Origin of the sequence: Nocardia kruczakiae NBRC 101016 (assembly GCF_001612965.1) — a bacterium.
Lineage (GTDB): Bacteria > Actinomycetota > Actinomycetes > Mycobacteriales > Mycobacteriaceae > Nocardia > Nocardia kruczakiae.
On sequence record NZ_BDBL01000061.1, the window covers coordinates 1 to 17143 of the forward strand.

General features: G+C 68.9%; 13 protein-coding genes and 1 pseudogene. 4 read left to right on the forward strand and 10 right to left on the reverse strand.

The window, feature by feature from the left end:
• The 5 genes and pseudogenes from NK1_RS30540 to NK1_RS30560 all read right to left on the reverse strand — a co-directional run.
• Positions 1–482, reverse strand: a pseudogene (locus NK1_RS30540) (hypothetical protein); the annotation flags it as partial.
• Positions 475–1083 carry a Holliday junction resolvase RuvX gene (ruvX, locus tag NK1_RS30545; RefSeq protein ID WP_084461807.1) on the reverse strand — a complete coding sequence of 203 codons (609 nt, stop codon included), beginning with the start codon at positions 1081–1083 and terminating at the stop codon, positions 475–477. The pseudogene NK1_RS30540 and the gene ruvX, both read right to left, overlap by 8 nt.
• Positions 1083–3749: an alanine--tRNA ligase gene (gene alaS, locus NK1_RS30550; RefSeq protein WP_063014343.1), complete on the reverse strand. Its 2667-nt coding sequence runs from the start codon at positions 3747–3749 to the stop codon at positions 1083–1085. The genes ruvX and alaS overlap by 1 nt, the downstream gene beginning before the upstream one ends.
• Before the next feature lie 75 nt (positions 3750–3824).
• Positions 3825–5168, reverse strand: coding sequence for a replication-associated recombination protein A (locus tag NK1_RS30555; protein WP_084461808.1), 1344 nt, complete (start codon positions 5166–5168; stop codon positions 3825–3827).
• A gap of 29 nt (positions 5169–5197) precedes the next feature.
• Complete coding sequence (locus NK1_RS30560; RefSeq protein WP_063014347.1) at positions 5198–5788, reverse strand: TetR/AcrR family transcriptional regulator; 591 nt, start codon at positions 5786–5788, stop codon at positions 5198–5200.
• Between the two features lie 67 nt (positions 5789–5855).
• Between NK1_RS30560 and NK1_RS30565 the strand changes: the two genes are divergently transcribed.
• On the forward strand, positions 5856–6815 hold the full coding sequence (locus NK1_RS30565; protein WP_084461809.1) for a TauD/TfdA dioxygenase family protein: 960 nt from the start codon (positions 5856–5858) through the stop codon (positions 6813–6815).
• Position 6816: 1 nt separating this feature from the next.
• On the opposite strand, the gene NK1_RS30570 is transcribed toward NK1_RS30565, so the two are convergent.
• Positions 6817–7986, reverse strand: a complete 1170-nt coding sequence (locus tag NK1_RS30570; RefSeq protein ID WP_063014349.1) for a phosphotransferase family protein — start codon at positions 7984–7986, stop codon at positions 6817–6819.
• Between the two features lie 249 nt (positions 7987–8235).
• Between NK1_RS30570 and NK1_RS30575 the strand changes: the two genes are divergently transcribed.
• Positions 8236–9288 carry a DUF2189 domain-containing protein gene (locus NK1_RS30575; protein ID WP_063014351.1) on the forward strand — a complete coding sequence of 351 codons (1053 nt, stop codon included), beginning with the start codon at positions 8236–8238 and terminating at the stop codon, positions 9286–9288.
• Between the two features lie 6 nt (positions 9289–9294).
• Here NK1_RS30575 and NK1_RS30580 read toward each other — a convergent pair whose 3' ends face one another.
• Together NK1_RS30580 and aspS are read right to left on the reverse strand one after the other, a co-directional pair.
• Positions 9295–10269 (reverse strand): DUF389 domain-containing protein, encoded by a 975-nt coding sequence (locus tag NK1_RS30580; protein WP_063014353.1) that lies wholly within the window; start codon positions 10267–10269, stop codon positions 9295–9297.
• Positions 10270–10385: 116 nt separating this feature from the next.
• Positions 10386–12167, reverse strand: coding sequence for an aspartate--tRNA ligase (gene aspS / locus NK1_RS30585; protein ID WP_063014399.1), 1782 nt, complete (start codon positions 12165–12167; stop codon positions 10386–10388).
• Between the two features lie 225 nt (positions 12168–12392).
• Here aspS and ypfJ point away from each other — a divergent pair, with 225 nt between their 5' ends.
• Together ypfJ and NK1_RS30595 are read left to right on the forward strand one after the other, a co-directional pair.
• Entirely contained in the window at positions 12393–13292 is a 900-nt protein-coding gene (gene ypfJ / locus NK1_RS30590; RefSeq protein ID WP_039779223.1) for a KPN_02809 family neutral zinc metallopeptidase, read from the forward strand.
• A 106-nt stretch (positions 13293–13398) separates the two neighbouring features.
• Entirely contained in the window at positions 13399–13938 is a 540-nt protein-coding gene (locus NK1_RS30595) for a hypothetical protein (RefSeq protein ID WP_063906155.1), read from the forward strand.
• 90 nt (positions 13939–14028) lie between these two features.
• Here the strand turns inward: NK1_RS30595 and NK1_RS30600 are convergent, their stop codons facing one another.
• Together NK1_RS30600 and NK1_RS30605 are read right to left on the reverse strand one after the other, a co-directional pair.
• On the reverse strand, positions 14029–15108 hold the full coding sequence (locus tag NK1_RS30600; RefSeq protein WP_063014357.1) for a 2-oxoacid:ferredoxin oxidoreductase subunit beta: 1080 nt from the start codon (positions 15106–15108) through the stop codon (positions 14029–14031).
• Entirely contained in the window at positions 15105–17057 is a 1953-nt protein-coding gene (locus NK1_RS30605; RefSeq protein ID WP_063014359.1) for a 2-oxoacid:acceptor oxidoreductase subunit alpha, read from the reverse strand. The genes NK1_RS30600 and NK1_RS30605 overlap by 4 nt, the downstream gene beginning before the upstream one ends.
• Positions 17058–17143: the final 86 nt, after the last annotated feature.

A 17143-nucleotide genomic window follows, 5' to 3' on the forward strand; every position in this document is an offset into this window, starting at 1 on the left:
GCACCGCGGCGGCTCCCCCGCTGCGCCTCCCGCAGCGAGGCCGCGCTCGCCCGGGTGCCGCGCCTGGCGGCGGGCGCCGGTTCCGGCTCCGCGACGGCGATCGGTTCGATATCGGTCTCGGAGTCGTACTCGTCGCGGCGATACCGATGGCCGCTGCGGCCGGTCCGCTCGTACTCCGGTTCGGCGTAGTCGTCGGCGTAGTCCGAGTCGGCGTAGTCCGGGTCGGCGTAATCGGGATCCGCGTATCCGGGCTCGGCGAGCTCGTGGTCGTAGCGAGCGTCGTATCCCGCGGGGGGATCGGCGTAGTGCGCGGCCGGTTCGTCTTCGTCGATGTAGCGCGGGATGACGGCGGTGTCGTCGTCCTCGTAGTCGTCCCACTCGTCGGTGGCGCTACGGTGCGCACCGCCGCGCCGGTAGCGCCGCTGCTGCTCGTCGGCGCGCCGGCGCGAGCGTTCTCCGGCCCGGGACCAGCGGTCACTCATCCGACCACCTGGCCTCGTCTGCACCGGCCGAGTTCAACACCGCACTCCGTTCGTCCAACCACCCTTGCAGGATCGACACGGCAGCCGCCTGGTCGATGACCTGCCGCCGGCCGCGCGCGCGAACTCCACTGTCCCGCAATGCACGTGCAGCTGACACCGTAGTCAAACGTTCGTCGGAAAGTCGTATCGGCACACCAGGAATCATGTCCCGCAAACGTCGCGCGAACCGAGCGGCCAACTGTGCGGACGAGCCACTGGCCCCACGCAATGTGCGTGGCAGGCCGACGATTACCTCGACTGCCTCGTATTCCCGCACAATTTCGGCTACCCGGATCAGATCGGTTGCCGGACCTCGTTTTCCACCCTTGACGGTCGGGACCGTCTCCACCGGCGTCGCCAGGATCCCGTCCGGGTCACTGGCGGCCACTCCGATGCGCACGGTTCCCACGTCGATGCCGATCCGCCGGCCGCGACCGGGATCGGTTTGCGCGCTGGGGCGTTCGGCCGGGATGTCGTCAGGCCGGGCGGCCCCGGCTTCCGGAGCCGCCCCCGATCGGGACGGCTCCGGTTCCGAGGGCTCCGAATTCTCGGAATTGTCCATCAGGCCGCGATCTCGGCCACCCGTGCGCGCACGCCGGCCAGGCCGGCCTCGATACCGGACGGATCCGAGCCGGCGCCCTGTGCCATCTCCGGCTTACCGCCGCCGCGGCCCGCGATACTCGGACCGAAGCTGGCGACCAGATCGCCGGCCTTCACACCGAGTTCCTGGGCGGGCTTGTTCACCGCGACCACGAACGGGACCTTGCCGTCGGCGTTGCCGAGCAGCACGACCACCGCCGGTTCACTGCCGAATCGGCCGCGGATATCGGTGGCCAGGGTCCGCAGATCACCCGCGCCGACGCCCTTCGGCGCCGCGGCCGCGACCAGCAGCACCTTGCCGACCCGCTGGGCCTGCTCGACGTAGGTTCCGGCCTGCGACAGCACGGCGGCGGCCTTGGTGCGCTCGAGTTCCTTCTCGGCGACCTTCAGCCGCTCCACCAGTTGCTCGACCCGGGCCGGCACATCCTCGGAGGGCACCTTCAGCGAGGCGGCGACACCGGCCAGCAGCGCCCGCTCCTTGGCCAGATACTTGTAGGAATCCAGCCCGACGAACGCCTCCACGCGACGCACACCGGAACCGACCGACGATTCGCCGAGCAGTGTGATCGGCCCGATCTGCGACGAATGCTCGACGTGGGTGCCACCGCACAGTTCCATCGAGAACGGCCCGCCGATTTCGACGACCCGCACCTCGGACCCGTAGTTCTCACCGAACAGCGCCAGCGCGCCCATCGACTTCGCCTTGGGCAGATCGGTGACGAAGGTGTTCACCGGGAAGTCCGAGCCGACCGCGTCGTTGGACACGGCCTCGATATCGGCCTTCTGTGACTCCGAGAGCTGGCCCTGCCAGTTGAAGTCGAACCGCAGATATCCGGGCTTGTTCAGCGAACCGGCCTGAACGGCGTTGGGGCCCAGCACCTGCCGCAGCGCGGCATGCACCATGTGCGTCCCGGAGTGGCCCTGGGTGGCGCCGCGCCGCCACGCCGGATCGACCTGGGCGAGTACGGCATCGCCCTCGGTGATCTGCCCGCGCTCGACGGTGGTCTTGTGCACCCACAGCTTCTTGGCGATCTTCTGCACGTCGTTGACGCGCAGTTCCGTGCCCGAGGCGGTGAGGCTGCCGCGGTCGGCGATCTGACCACCGGATTCGGCATAGAGCGGACTGCGATCGAGGATGACCTCGACATCCTGCCCGGCGGTCGCGGTGGGGACCCGAACACCGTCGGCGATGAGGGCGAGAACCCGTGCCTCGGTGGCCAGTTCGTCGAATCCGGTGAATTCGGTGGCGCCCCGGTCGACCAGTTCCTTGTAGATCGACAGGTCGGCGTGGGCGTGTTTGCGCGCCTGCGCATCGTCCTTGGCGCGCTGCCGCTGCTCGGCCATCAGCGTGCGGAAGCCCGACTCGTCGACCTCGAGCCCGGCCTCGGCGGCCATCTCCAGGGTCAGATCGATCGGGAAACCGTAGGTGTCGTGCAGGGTGAACGCCTCACTGCCCGCGAGGGTGCGCCCGCCGGTGGCCTTCACCTCGGCGACCGCGTCGTCGAACAGTTTCGACCCGGTGCTCAGCGTCTTGAGGAAGGCGGTCTCCTCACCGACGGCGACGGTCTCGATGCGGGTGAAATCGGTGGCCAGTTCCGGGTACGAGGGCGACATGAGATCGCTGACGACCTTCATGAATTCGCCGATCACCGGCTTCTCGGCACCCAGCAACCGGGCCGAGCGCACGATCCGGCGCAGCAGCCGGCGCAGCACGTAGCCGCGGCCGTCGTTGCCAGGGTTGACGCCGTCGGCGATCAGCATCGCCGAGGTGCGGGCGTGGTCGGCGATGACGCGGAAGCGGACGTCGTCGGCGTGTTCGACGCCGTAGCTCTTACCGGTCAGCTCCTCGGCCTTGGAGATGATCGGGCGCAGCAGATCGGTTTCGTAGACGTTGTCCACGCCCTGCAGCAGCATCGCCACGCGTTCGATGCCCATACCGGTGTCGATGTTCTTCTTCGGCAGCGACCCCACCGGCGGATAGCCCAGCTTGGGGCTCTGCTCGCCGCGGATGTCCTGCATGAACACGAGATTCCAGATCTCGAGGTAGCGATCCTCGTCGGCGACCGGGCCGCCCTCGGCGCCGTATTCGGGTCCACGGTCGTAGTAGATCTCCGAGCACGGCCCGCCGGGACCGGGCACGCCCATATCCCAGTAGTTGTCCTTGCCGTCGCGGAACTGGATGCGCTCGGTCGGGATTCCGGCGACGCGATGCCAGATCTCGGCGGCCTCGGGATCGCTCTCGTAGGCGGTGACCCAGATCCGCTCCGGATCGAAGCCGAATCCGCCCTCCTCCTGAGACTTGCTGATCAGCTCCCAGGCGAAGGTGATGGCACCTTCCTTGAAGTAGTCACCGAAGGAGAAGTTGCCCGCCATCTGGAAGAAGGTGTTGTGGCGGGTGGTGACGCCGACCTCTTCGATATCGCCGGTGCGCACGCATTTCTGCACGCTGGTCGCGCGCGCGAACGGCGGCGCCTCCTGGCCCAGGAAATACGGCTTGAACTGCACCATGCCCGCATTGACGAACAGCAGGTTCGGGTCCGGCAGGATCAACGAGGCACTGGGTACCTCGGTGTGGCCGGCACGGACGAAGTGGTCCAGGAAACGCCGTCGGATCTCGTGGGTCTGCACGAATATCCAGCCTACCGGGCGCGGTCCAGCCGGTTTTCAGCGGTCGTGCGGCGCGCCCGCGTCTGCGCCCCTGCCTCAGCGCCCTCGGACGATCCGCCGCAACTTGGTGACCCGGGGCCCGATCTCGCGCTCGTAGCCGTGATCGGTCGCGGTGTAGTAGTCGGCGCCGACCAGTTCGTCGGGCGGATACTGCTGGGCGAGGATCCCGTCCGGATGGTCGTGCGGGTATTTGTAGCCCTGCGCATTGCCCAGCTTCGCCGCGCCCGCGTAATGCCCGTCGCGCAGGTGGGCCGGCACCGCACCGGCCTTACCGGCCGCGATATCGGACATGGCCGCGCCGATGGCCGCCGCGACCGCACCCGATTTGGGCGCGGTGGCCACGTGGATGGTGGCGTGCGCGAGCGCCAGCTGCGCCTCCGGCATCCCGACCAGCTGCACCACCTGCGCGGCGGCGACCGCGGTCTGCAGGGCGCTGGGATCGGCCATGCCGACGTCCTCGGACGCCTGGATCATCAATCGCCGCGCGATGAAGCGCGGATCCTCGCCCGCGCTGATCATCCGGGCCAGGTAGTGCAGCGCCGCGTCGACATCGGATCCCCGCAGCGATTTGATGAACGCGCTGATCACGTCGTAGTGCTGGTCGCCGGCGCGGTCGTAGCGCACGGCGGCCTTGTCGACGCTGGCCTCCACCAGATCCACGTCCACCGTGCCGTCGAGCGAGGATTCCGCCGAGGCCTCCAGGGCGGTCAGCGATCGACGCGCGTCGCCGCCGGCGATGCGGACGATGTGGTCGAGCGCCGCCTCGGTGACGGTGTAGTGCCCGGCCAAACCTCGCTCGTCGTCGATCGCACGACGCAGGACGGTGCGAATATCGTTGTCCGACAACGACTTCAACTGCAACACCAGCGACCGCGACAGCAGCGGCGACACCACCGAGAACGACGGGTTCTCCGTGGTCGCCCCGACCAGCAGCACCACCCGGTTCTCCACCGCGGCCAGCAGGGCGTCCTGCTGGGTTTTGGAGAACCGGTGCACCTCGTCGATGAACAGCACGGTCTGCTCCCCCGCGAGCAGCCGCCGCCGCGCCAGCTCGATGACCGCGCGCACCTCCTTGACGCCCGCCGACAACGCCGAGAGCGCCTCGAAACGACGGCCGGTCGCGGTCGAGATGAGCGCGGCCAGCGTCGTCTTGCCCGTCCCGGGCGGGCCGTAGAGCAGCACCGATGCCGCACCCGACCCCTCGATCAACCGGCGCAGCGGCGATCCGGGGCCGAGCAGATGCTGCTGGCCGACCACCTCGTCCAGGCTCGCGGGCCGCATCCGCACCGCCAGCGGCGACATCCGGCCCGCCGGTGGCAGTGCGGCGGCTGCCTCGGACACTTCCTCCACCTCCGGCGCCTCGAACAACCCTTCGCTCACGCCTCGACGGTACCGATGAGCACCGACATTCAGGGCGAGGTGGGGTCGGGCCGCAGGATCCGGGCGGCCTGCGCCTCGATCGACGCGCGCAGTTCGGCGTCGGTCAGCTCGCGCAGGCCCGCCGCGCTGCGCAGGAACGGCTCGAGCAGTTGCCAGCCCATGGCGAAGGCGGCCAGATGTGCCACCGCCAGTCCGGCGGCGCGGTCGCTGTCCATCTGCGGCCGGAGATTCTCGATGAGCATCGCCATCACCGGGAACTGTTCTTGCAGCTCACCGACCTGATAGCCATCGAGGATGCAGCGGGCCAGCACGGTCAGATGCCGGCGCAGCCGGGGATCGGTGGCGGTGAGCTGTCCGGCGGCGGCCAGTACGCCCGATTGTTCACCGAGATAGCTCAGCACGGCCCCGACGAGCTTGTCCTTCGCACCGAGATGCCGGAACACCAGGCCGTGGTTGACCCCCGCACGGTCGGCGATGTCGCGGATCGAGGTCGCCGCCGGGCCGCGTTCGGCGAACAGGTCGGCAGCGGCCTCGGTGACCGCCGCGACGACCGCGTCGCGACCGACCGGTCCGGTGCCGGAGTCGTGGCGACGCGGAGTCGATGGCGGGTTCTCGGACATCGGGCTACAGTAGCGAATACCGGTGTAGTCAATTGACTACAGTCGTCCGATCGCTCGAGGAACCGCCATGACGCAGACCACCACCGCGCAGACCGAACCGCGTACGCACTACCCCGTGAGCTCGTTTCCATTGCCGGGATTCCCGCTGATCGCGGGCCCGTTCACCCACCTGGTCGCCGAACGCGACCGCCTGTCCACGCTGCGCTGGCAGCATTTCGACGCCCGGCAGGTGGGCGTCACCCTCGGCGCGGAGATCAGCGGCGTGGATCTGACCCGCGAGCTGCCCGCGGAGGTGATCGCCGAACTGCGCCGGGCGCTGCACGAGTACAAGGTGCTGTTCTTCCGCGAGCAACCGCTGACGCCCGCCCGCCACGTCGCGTTCGCGGCGCGCTTCGGCACCCTCGAGGTGCATCCGTTCATCCCGTCCAACACCGAGCAGCCGGAACTGGTCCGATTCGAGAAGACGCCGGCCATGGCGGGCGTCGAGAACATCTGGCATCACGACGTGACCTGGCGGCCGCAGCCGTCGATGGGCGCGATCCTGCACGCCGTCGCCGTTCCCGAGATCGGCGGCGACACGCTGTTCTCGGATATGTACGCCGCCTACGAGGCCCTCGATGCCGAGACGCGGAACCGGATCGACGACCTCACCGCGACCCACGACTACACCCGCGCCTTCGGCCGCGGGCAGACCGCCGAGGCACAGGAGGCGATGCGCGCCCAGCATCCGCCGGTCAGCCACCCGGTGGTGTGCACGCACGAGGAGACCGGACGCCGGCACCTGTACGTCAACCGGATCTTCGTGGACCGGATCGACGGCATGGATCCCGAGGCGAGCCACGACCTGCTGGACCGGCTCTGCCGCCAGGCCGACTACCCCGAACATCAGGTGCGGCTGCACTGGGAGCCCGACACCGTCGCCTTCTGGGACAACCGGGCCGTGCAGCACTACGCCGCCAGCGACTACTGGCCGCAGACGCGAATCATGGAACGGGCCTCGATCGTCGGACCGCGACCGGCCCGCTGACTCACTTCTCCCAGAGTTCCTCGAGGGTGGCGGAGACATGCTCGGCGAAGTCGCCGAGTGTGTCGTCGCCGGTGCAGCGCGCATCCTCGGCCAACGCCGCCCAGCGGTTGATCAGCGCCGCCGAGCGCGGCACCGACAGGCCGTGTTCGCGGGCCGCGGCGATGCGGGTGTGATCGGCGGGCAGGAACCAGAAGGTCGTCAGCCACACCCAGATGAGCCGGGCCTCGAGGATGCGTTCGGCCAGCAGGTCGTCGTCGGCGAGCGCGGGCCACACGCCCACGACCTCCGAGCGCCAGGCCTCGACCATCTGATGCGCACGCTCGCGAGAGAGTTCGAAATCGCACAGGCAGCCCGGGAACGAGACCAGCGCATAGGCGATGTCGAGGGTGGCGTCGCGGAAACCACCCCATTCGTAGTCGAGGAACCGGGCACCCTCGTCGTTGAGGATCACATTGTCCGGACACAGGTCGGAGGGGCTGAACGCGCGGAAGCGGCCCGCGGAGAACAGGCGATTGCCCCGCACGATGCGTTCCGCGATCTCGCCCGGCACCTCGATGCCGACGTCGCGGGCCAGCATTCCGGGGACCTCGCCGATCGCGGCCTCGGCCTGCTGAGCGATGCCGTCGACCCGGTGCACGACCTCTACCCGCCGCAGTAGCGCCACGAAATCGGCCTCCCGGCCGACCGTGGCGGCGTGCATACGGCCCAGCGCCTGCGCGAACGCCATCTGGGCGTTGCGGGTGGCGGGTTCGGCGCCGGTCTGCAGCACCGAGGTGAGCGACATGTTCTCGCCCAGATCGCTGAGGATCAGCAGCCGATCCGGCAGGCTGTGTGCCAGCAGATAGGCGCCGGGACGGTGCTCGCTGCTGAGCGCGGTGGTGAACTGGTAGGACACCGCCTCCCGCAGGAACGCCGAATCGATGCTCGCGACCCCGGGCGCCAGCCCGCCGATCCGGCGCTCCTCTGCGGCGCCACGGACCTGCTTGACGATCAGGGTGCGAGGAAGTGAGAACGAGTTCTCCGCCACGCGTACGCGCAGCACCGTCGTCCTGCCACTGCCGCTGAGTTCGATCGGATCGCTCAGCTTCACCGCAGCACCCATGCGCTTCGTGAGCAACTGTTGTGCCGCGGACACGACTTCGGCGGCGCGTTCGGCCAATAGTGCGGTCATCGCCAACCAAGTTACTCGCTCCAGGTCACTTTCAGCGAGCGGATCGGCAACCTTTCGCGCGTCGTCGGCGTGTCCCCGCCGAGCGACTGCGACCGGACCGAGATGCTCATTACGCTCATCGTCGGCCGGGTCACGGATCCGGCCCGATGCCGCGGCCCGCCGCTTGACACGCCCGGCCGTGTCCGGTTGTGTCGAAATCTCAACTGCAGTGTGCCGCACCAGAACCCAGGTGATTCGAAAGGTCCGACGATGACCGACTCCCCGCAGTCCGCACCCCGCGACACCGGCGAAGGCGGTGAACGGCGACCGGAGAGCCGGCCCGGGCAGCATCCCACCGGGCCCGCACGACCCGGCGCCGGGCCAGGCGAACATTCCGCAACGCCGGGCCGGCCCGAAATGGCCGGAGCCGCGGGATATCCGCAGTTCGAGGGCTCCGGCGCACCGCAGTACGGCAGCCCACAGTACGGCGCTCCGGGCGAGCCGCCCCAGGGCACCCCGGGCGGGGTACCCCCGGTGGCGCCGCCACCCGGAGCGCACGGGCAGCCCGGCCCCACCTACGGCCCGCCCGGCAGCGTCCCGCCGGGTGCCTATCCGCCGCCCGCCGACCCGGCCTGGGGCGCACCGGATAACGGCATGCCGCCGCAGGGCCCGCCCGGGTACGGCCCGCCGCCGGGGTACGCCGGGGCGCCGGCGCTCAATATCGGCCGGGCGCTCAGCTTCGCGTGGGATCGCTTCCGCGCCAATCCGATTCCGTGGGTCGCGATCACGCTCGTCGGATTCGTCGCCTACCTGATGGTGACGGTGGTGGTGAACGTCACGCAGATGAACTCACTGATGCCGGTGGTGCTGATCGGGTTGCTCGCCGCGGTCGTGGTCTGGCTGCTGCAGGCGGCGATGATCCGCGGCGCGCTGTACGAAACCGACGGCACGCCACCGGATTTCGCGTCCTTCTTCAGCTTCGTCAACGCCGGTAACGTGCTGATCACCGCTCTGCTGGTCTTCGTGGCGGCCTGCGTCGGCGCGGTGTTGTGCATCGTGCCGGCACTCGTCGTGGGTTATCTGTGCATGTTCTCGCTGCACTACGTCATCGACCAGGATCTCGATCCGTTCAGCGCGATCAAATCCAGTGTGCAGCTGGTGGTCTCGAATTTCGTGCCGACGCTGCTGCTGGCCCTGACAGTCGCCGCGCTGACGATCGTCGCCACGGCGCTGTGCGGCATCGGCCTGCTGGTGGTGGGTCCGCTCACCGTCATCGCGGTCACCTACTCCTACCGGATGCTCACCGGCGGCCTGATCGCCTGAGCGGTCTCATTCGTCGCCGCCGAACCACCGGCGCGACAGGATGTTCCGTCGCTGCGGGCGTGGCGGGCCGAGCGCGTGCCCGTGATGGGGACGCAATTGCAGCACGATGATGCCCGCCACGACGATGCCGACCATGTTCACGCCCAGCTGGCCGATCGACTCGAATGCCTTGTGCCATTCGCCGACGGTGGCGGCGACGGCGGCGAAACCGGCCGCCGGAATCGTCGTCACCGAGATGAACACGCCGACCAGCGCCGCCGATTTCGCGGTCACCAGCGACATCATCCCCGCCGCACCCGCCAGCAGCGCCACCACCAGCGAGAACGGGCCCACCTCATAGATGAAGTCCACGTTGCGGATGGCGTGGATGCGGTCGACGGTGATCCAGCCGAACTGTTCCCACACCAGCGACGCCAGCGTCGCGATACCCATCGCCACCGGAAAGCCGATCAGCAGAGCCAGAATCGAGCGGCGGGCGAGGCGGAAGTCCCTGCGCACCACCGCGACCGCGACGGCGGCCAGCGGCCCGAACTCGGGTCCGACCACCATGGCGCCGACGACCGTCACCGGCGAATCGGTGGCCACACCGACGACGGCCAACAGGCATGCGATCGTGATGAAGGCCAGGAAGGTGGGGTTGAGCGTCGATTCCTCGTGGGTCTGGGCGAGCAACTCCTCCCAGACGATCGCATCCGACGGATCGCCCGGCGCCGCCTCGACCGCGCGGTCGGCCGGCGCCGACAGCACCGTTTCCACCGGCGAGAGCATGATGCCGCCGTAGTCGCCGATGCCCAGCCCACGCAGACCGGCCAGCACATCGTTGGCCGATTCGCGAGCGATATCGGCCTGGACGAGATCACCGGGCGGCTCGACCGAGGCGCCGCGCTGCACGGTGATGAGCGTGGCGCCGGGTTCGGCCCGCAGCGCGGTCACCGCGGCGTCGGTCGACTCCGGTGGGCAGACCGCCCGCAGGTGCAGCACCCCAGTCCCCTGTCCTCGGCACGATCGTCCGGCACCGGATGGCGCCGGACGATCTGCAGACTAACCGGTGCGCGGCCGCGAGCGCCCACAACCGCGGCGGCACATCCCGTTCGGGATCAGGCCTTCGGCTTGCCGTGCTCGTCGAGCACCACGTCGAGGCCGGCTTCCTTGCGCTGCTGCGCGGTGATGGGCGCCGGGGCCTCGGTCAGCGGGTCGACGCCGCCGCCGGACTTCGGGAACGCGATGACCTCGCGAATCGAATCCACTCCGGCCAGCAGCGCGGTGATGCGGTCCCAGCCGAAGGCGATTCCACCGTGCGGCGGCGCGCCGAAGGCGAAGGCGTCCAACAGGAATCCGAACTTCTCCTGCGCCTCGTCGTGGCTGATGCCCATCACCTTGAACACCCGCTCCTGCACGTCGCGGCGATGGATGCGGATACTGCCGCCGCCGATCTCGTTGCCGTTGCAGACGATGTCGTAGGCGTAGGCCAGCGCCGAGCCCGGATCGGTGTCGAAGGTGTCGATGGACTCCGGCTTCGGCGAGGTGAACGCGTGGTGCACCGCGGTCCAGGCCGAATGTCCGAGTGCCACATCGCCGCTCGCGGTGGCGTCGGCGGCCGGCTCGAACATCGGCGCGTCCACGATCCACACGAATGCCCAGGCGTCCTCGTCGATGAGTCCGCACTTGCGCGCGATCTCGCCACGCGCCGCGCCCAGCAGCGCGCGGCTCGACTTCGCCTCTCCGGCGCCGAAGAAGATGCAGTCGCCCGGCGCCGCGCCGACGTGCTTGGCCAGGCCCTCGCGTTCGGCGTCGGACAGGTTCTTGGCGACCGGGCCGCCGAGGGTGCCGTCCTCACCGATCAGAATGTAGGCCAGGCCCTTCGCCCCGCGCTGCTTGGCCCATTCCTGCCAGGCGTCGAGCTGGCGCCGCGGCTGGCTCGCTCCGCCCGGCATCACGACCGCGCCGACATACGGCGCTTGGAAGACCCGGAAGGAGGTGTCCTTGAAGTACTCGGCGCATTCGGTGATCTCGATGCCGAAGCGCAGATCGGGTTTGTCGCTGCCGTAGCGGCGCATCGCCTCCGCGTAGGTCATGTGCGGAATCGGCGTGGGGATCTCGTGGCCGACCAGCTTCCACAGCGCGACCAGGATGTCCTCGGCCAGCAGGATCACGTCCTCCTGGGTCACGAAGCTCATCTCCAGGTCGAGCTGGGTGAATTCGGGCTGGCGGTCGGCGCGGAAATCCTCGTCGCGGTAGCAGCGGGCGATCTGGTAGTACCGCTCCACCCCCGAGACCATCAGCAACTGCTTGAACAGCTGCGGGCTCTGCGGCAGGGCGTAGAACTTGCCGGGCTGCAGCCGGGCGGGCACCAGGAAGTCACGCGCGCCCTCGGGGGTGGACCGCGTCATCGTCGGGGTCTCGACCTCGACGAACGCATGCTGAGCCAGCACCTCGCGGGCCGCGGCGTTGACCTTCGACCGCAGCCGGATGGCATGCGCGGGGCCCTCGCGGCGCAGATCGAGGTAGCGGTACTTCAGGCGCGCCTCTTCGCCGGGCTGCTCGTCGAGTTGGAACGGCAGCGGCGCGGCCTCGTTGAGCACCACGAGTTCGGTGACGTTCACCTCGATCGCACCGGTGGGCAGGTTCGGGTTCTCGCTGCCGTCCGGACGTCCCTCGACCACACCGGTGACCTGCACGCAGTACTCCGCCCGCAGCTTGTGGGCCTGTTCGGCCGGCACACCCTCGCGGAAGACCACCTGCGCGACCCCCGACGCATCGCGCAGATCGATGAAGATCACGCCACCGTGGTCTCGCCGCCGGGCCACCCAGCCGGTGAGGGTGACGGTCAGACCGGCGTGCTCGCTTCGCAGCGAACCAGCCAAGTGGGTGCGCAGCACGGGAATCCTTTCGACGACACGGTGCACCTGGCACGGGATGACCTGGTGCGCCCCCATGGTAGTGAGGCGCGTCGGCCGGACGGAAACCGATATCCGACTCCCCGTGTCACTCGGAGGACACGACGCCACTCGTCCCCCGAGCCGCGGACGCTCATGCCAAGCTGTAGAGGTTGTTTCGGCTGACCGAGCGCCGAGCAGCCCACTCGATCCACAGGAGCAGCAACGATGACCTTCAACGAAGGTATGGATATCGATCCGGACCGGGTCTCCACCGGCGGTGGAATGGGCCCCAAGCTCGCCTTGGGCGGTGGCGGTGGCTTGATCGTGCTGATTCTCGCGGTGCTGTTCGGTGTGAATCCGGGCAATCTGCTCGGCAGCGGAACCTCGGGGACGCAGACCGGCGGCGTCGACACCTCCGTCTGCAAAACCAACGGTGATGCGAACCGCTACGCACAGTGCCGGGTGGTGCTGACCGCGCAGAGTCTCGACGGCGTCTGGGGCGGGGTCCTGCCGCGTCAGACCAGGGTGCAGTACACCAAACCCGGCGTGACGCTGTTCACCGGGTCGGTCGCCACCCGATGCGGCAACGCGACCAGCGCGGTCGGCCCGTTCTACTGTCCGGCGGACCGCAAGGCCTATTTCGATACCGGGTTCTTCCAGGAGCTGCGGGACAAGTTCGGGGCGGCGGGTGGTCCGCTGGCCGAGGAGTACGTGGTGGCGCACGAATTCGGCCATCACATCCAGAACCTGCTGGGCGACAGCGGCCGCGCGCAGCGCGATCCCAAGGGCCCCGATTCCGGATCGGTTCGCCTCGAATTGCAGGCCGACTGCTATGCGGGCCTGTGGGCGAGCTACGCGGACAAGACACCGGCCCCCGGCGGTTCACAGCCGCTGCTGAAGCCGTTGTCCGACAGCGACATTCAAGACGCGCTCTCGGCCGCGGCGGCGGTCGGCGACGACCGGATCCAGAAGGCCGCCACCGGACGGGTGAATCCGGAAGGGTGGACGCACGGTTCGTCGAACGAGCGGCAGAAGTGGTTCCTGACCGGCTACCGGAACGGCCAGGTCGCGGCATGTGACACCTTCTCGGCACCGGATCTGAACAATCCGCCGGCACTGCGCTGAGCGGGGGCGGGCGCGCATTCGAACGGGCGGGTCGGGCGGATGCCGGCAGCGGTGCGGGCACAATGATCGGCGAGACCGGGACGGGTGGAGGGCAGGAGTGAACGACATGCGGGTTATCGGTGGTGCGAGACGAACAGTGCCGGGTGTGCGGGCGGCGGTGGCGGTCTGCGCCGCGGCACTGACCGTGGTCGGCGGCGCGATGACGGCCGTGGCCGACGAACCGGCGGCCGGACTGTCGGTGGCGCTGACCACGATTCCGGGCGGGGAGCACGCCGGGGTGACGCCGGCACCGACGCTGCTCGTCTATTCGGACGGGCATGCGGTGAACAGCCCCGACGCCGCCGATCCGGACCGCCCCGCCGACAAGGCGCCGCGGCAGCGCAACGGACACGTCTCCCTCGACGCGGTCCATGCCGCCGCCGAGGAGGCGAAGAAACTGGCCGCCGCGGATCTGGGCATGCCCACCGACGGCAGCGGCGGGTCCACCCTGCTCGATTTCCTGGGCGCCACACCCGACCAGGACGTGCACCTGGTGGTGTACTCCCCCGGCGGCACCGACGGACTCACCGACGCCCAGAAGGCAGACCGCACCCGCTTCGCGGACCTGTGCAAGAAGTTGGTCGACGCGTTCGTCGCCGATCGCTGATCCCGGATCCTACGGCGCCCGATCGCGAACTCGCGATCGGGCGCCGAAAAGCTCAGGGGCGCAATCGTTGTGGGCCGCCGGTCCCTTCGATCAGCCGACGGTCCAGGTCTCGCGGCCGTTGAGCAGATCCTGCAGCGACTGCGGTCCGACCGGTGCGCGTTCGACCGCCACCGCGGTCTGCGCCCGGACGCCGTCGTCGTAGGTGGGACGGGTGACGTCGCGGAAGATGCCGATCGGGACGTGAGTCAGATCCTGGGAGGTCAACCGCGAGAGCGCATAGGCGTATTCGGACCGTTCGCACTGGGCGTCGTGCACCACGATTTCACTCTCGGCGACCTCCGACGAAGCGACCACCTCGAGCCCGAAACCGTTGCGCACCACCGCGAATTCGCCGTCCGCGCCGAAGCGGATCGGTTCCCCGTGCCGCAAGCGGATCAGGTGGGATTCGGCGTTGTCGCGGCGCAGCGCGTCGAAGGAGCCGTCGTTGAAGATCGGGCAGTCCTGCAGGATCTCCACGAACGAGGTGCCGCGGTGCTCGGCCGCGGCGCGCAGCACCTCGGTGAGACCGGCGCGGTCGGAGTCGAGGGCGCGCGCGGCGAAACTCGCCTCGGCTCCCAGCGCCACCGACAGCGTGTTGAACGGGTGGTCGATCGAGCCGAGCGGCGTCGACTTGGTCACCTTCCCCGGTTCGGAGGTCGGTGAGTACTGGCCCTTGGTCAGGCCGTAGATCCGGTTGTTGAACAGCAGGATCGTCATGTTCACGTTGCGGCGCAGCGCGTGGATCAGGTGATTGCCGCCGATCGAGAGGGCGTCACCGTCGCCGGTGACGACCCAGACCGACAGATCCGGCCTGGTCACCGCGAGTCCGGTGGCAATCGCCGGGGCACGGCCGTGAATGGAGTGGATACCGTAGGCGTCCAGGTAGTACGGGAACCGGCTGGAACATCCGATGCCGGAGACGAACATCAAATTCTCCCGCCGCAGGCCCAGCTCGGCGAGGAAACCGCGCACGGTCGCGAGAATGACGTAGTCACCGCATCCGGGACACCAGCGCACCTCCTGATCGGAGGTGAAGTCCTTCACCTTCTGCGGCCCGTCCGCACCGGGTACCCCGGAGACGCCGGTCAGGCCGAGATCGGCGCCGATGAGCGAGGTGTCGATGATGGTCATCGGTATCCCCCTGTCGTGCGATAGGTCGCCCGGGCCCGGGCATCGAAGGCCTTGTTCTGTTCCAGCTCGCCGATGGATCCGTCCAGTGCCGCGTCGATCACGCCGACCAGCTCCTGCGCGGAGAAGGCGGTCCCGGCCACCTTCGTCCACGGCTGCACGTCGACCAGGTATTTGCCGCGCAGCAGCAACGCCAGCTGGCCGCCGTTCATCTCCGGCACGACCACCCGGCGATAGCGGCGCAACACCTCGCCGGTATTGGCCGGTAGCGGGTTGAGGTGGCGCAGATGGGCTTGTGCGACCGGTACGCCGCGGCGGCGCGCCCGACGGCATGCCTCACCGATCGGGCCGTAGGAACTGCCCCAGCCGATCAGCAGCAGCTCGGCGGTGCCGTCGGGGTCGTCGACCTCGAGGTCGGGGACCGCGATGCCGTCGATCTTCGCCTGACGCAGGCGGACCATCAGTTCGTGGTTGGCCGGATCGTAGGAGATGTTGCCGCTGCCGTCGGCCTTCTCCAGGCCGCCGATCCGGTGAGCGCGACCGGCGGTTCCGGGCCTGGCCAGTGGCCTGGCGAGGGTTTCCGGGTCGCGCGCGTAGGGCTGGAACGGGTGCCCGCCCGCGGCGTCCTTTTCCGCCGGCGGTTCGAATGCGGGGTCGATCGGCTCGAGGTCGCCGACCCGTGGAATCGACCACGGCTCGGAGCCGTTGGCGATGGCACCGTCGGACAGCAGCAGAACCGGGGTGCGGTACGTGAGCGCGATCCGCGCCGCGTCCACCGCGGCCGCGAAACAGTCCGCCGGCGAGCGCGGCGCCACCACGGCGACGGGCGATTCGCCGTTGCGCCCGTACAGCGCCTGGAGCAGATCGGCCTGTTCGGTCTTGGTGGGCAGGCCGGTCGAGGGGCCGCCGCGCTGGACGTCGATGATCACCAGCGGCAGTTCCGTCATCACCGCCAAGCCGATGGTCTCGCTCTTGAGCGCCAGCCCGGGACCCGAGGTACTGGTCACGCCGAGCGCGCCACCGATCGAAGCACCCAGTGCCGCACCGATTCCCGCGATCTCGTCCTCGGCCTGGAAGGTGGTGACGCCGAAGTTCTTGTGTTTGCTGAGTTCGTGCAGGATGTCGGAGGCCGGAGTGATCGGATAAGTGCCCAGGAAGACCGGCAGCCCGGACAGTTGCCCGGCCGCGATCACACCGTAGGCGAGGGCGGTATTGCCGGTGATCTGCCGGTAGGTGCCGGGCGGCAACGCGGCGGGCGCGACTTCGTAGGTGGTGGCGAAGGTTTCGGTCGTTTCGCCGTAGTTCCAGCCGGCCCGGAACGCCAGCACGTTCGCCTCGCCGATTTCCGGTGTGGCGGCGAACTTCTCGCGCATGAAGGCCTCGGTACCGCCGAGCGGGCGGCCGTACATCCACGACAGCAGCCCCAGGGCGAACATGTTCTTCGCGCGCTGGCCGTCCTTCTTGCCGACCCCGGCCGGTTCGGTGGCGGTCAGTGTCAGCGACGTCATCGGCACCCGGTGCACCACGAAGTCGCCGAGACTGTCGTCGGTCAGCGGATCTCGTTCGTAGCCGACCTTCGCGAGGGTGCGTTTGGTGAATTCGTCGGTATTGACGATGACCGTCGCGCCTCGCGCCAGATCATCGATGTTCGCCTTGAGCGCGGCCGGATTCATGGCCACCAGCACGTCGGGCTGATCGCCGGCGGTGAGGATGTCGTAGTCGGCGATCTGGATCTGGAACGACGACACACCGGGGAGTGTGCCCTGGGGTGCGCGGATCTCGGCCGGAAAATTCGGCTGGGTGGCGAGGTCGTTGCCGAAGGCGGCCGCCTCGTGGGTGAATCGGTCTCCGGTCAGCTGCATACCGTCGCCGGAATCACCGGCGAAGCGGATGACGACCTTCTCCAATTTTTCGCTGCCGGTGGGGCTGTCAACGCCCTGATTCGACACCATGCGCCTGCATCACTTCCTCGTAGGGATGAGGTACCACACGCCAAGTTACTCCGCGGCTCGCCGGAGAATCCGTGGAACGAACAACC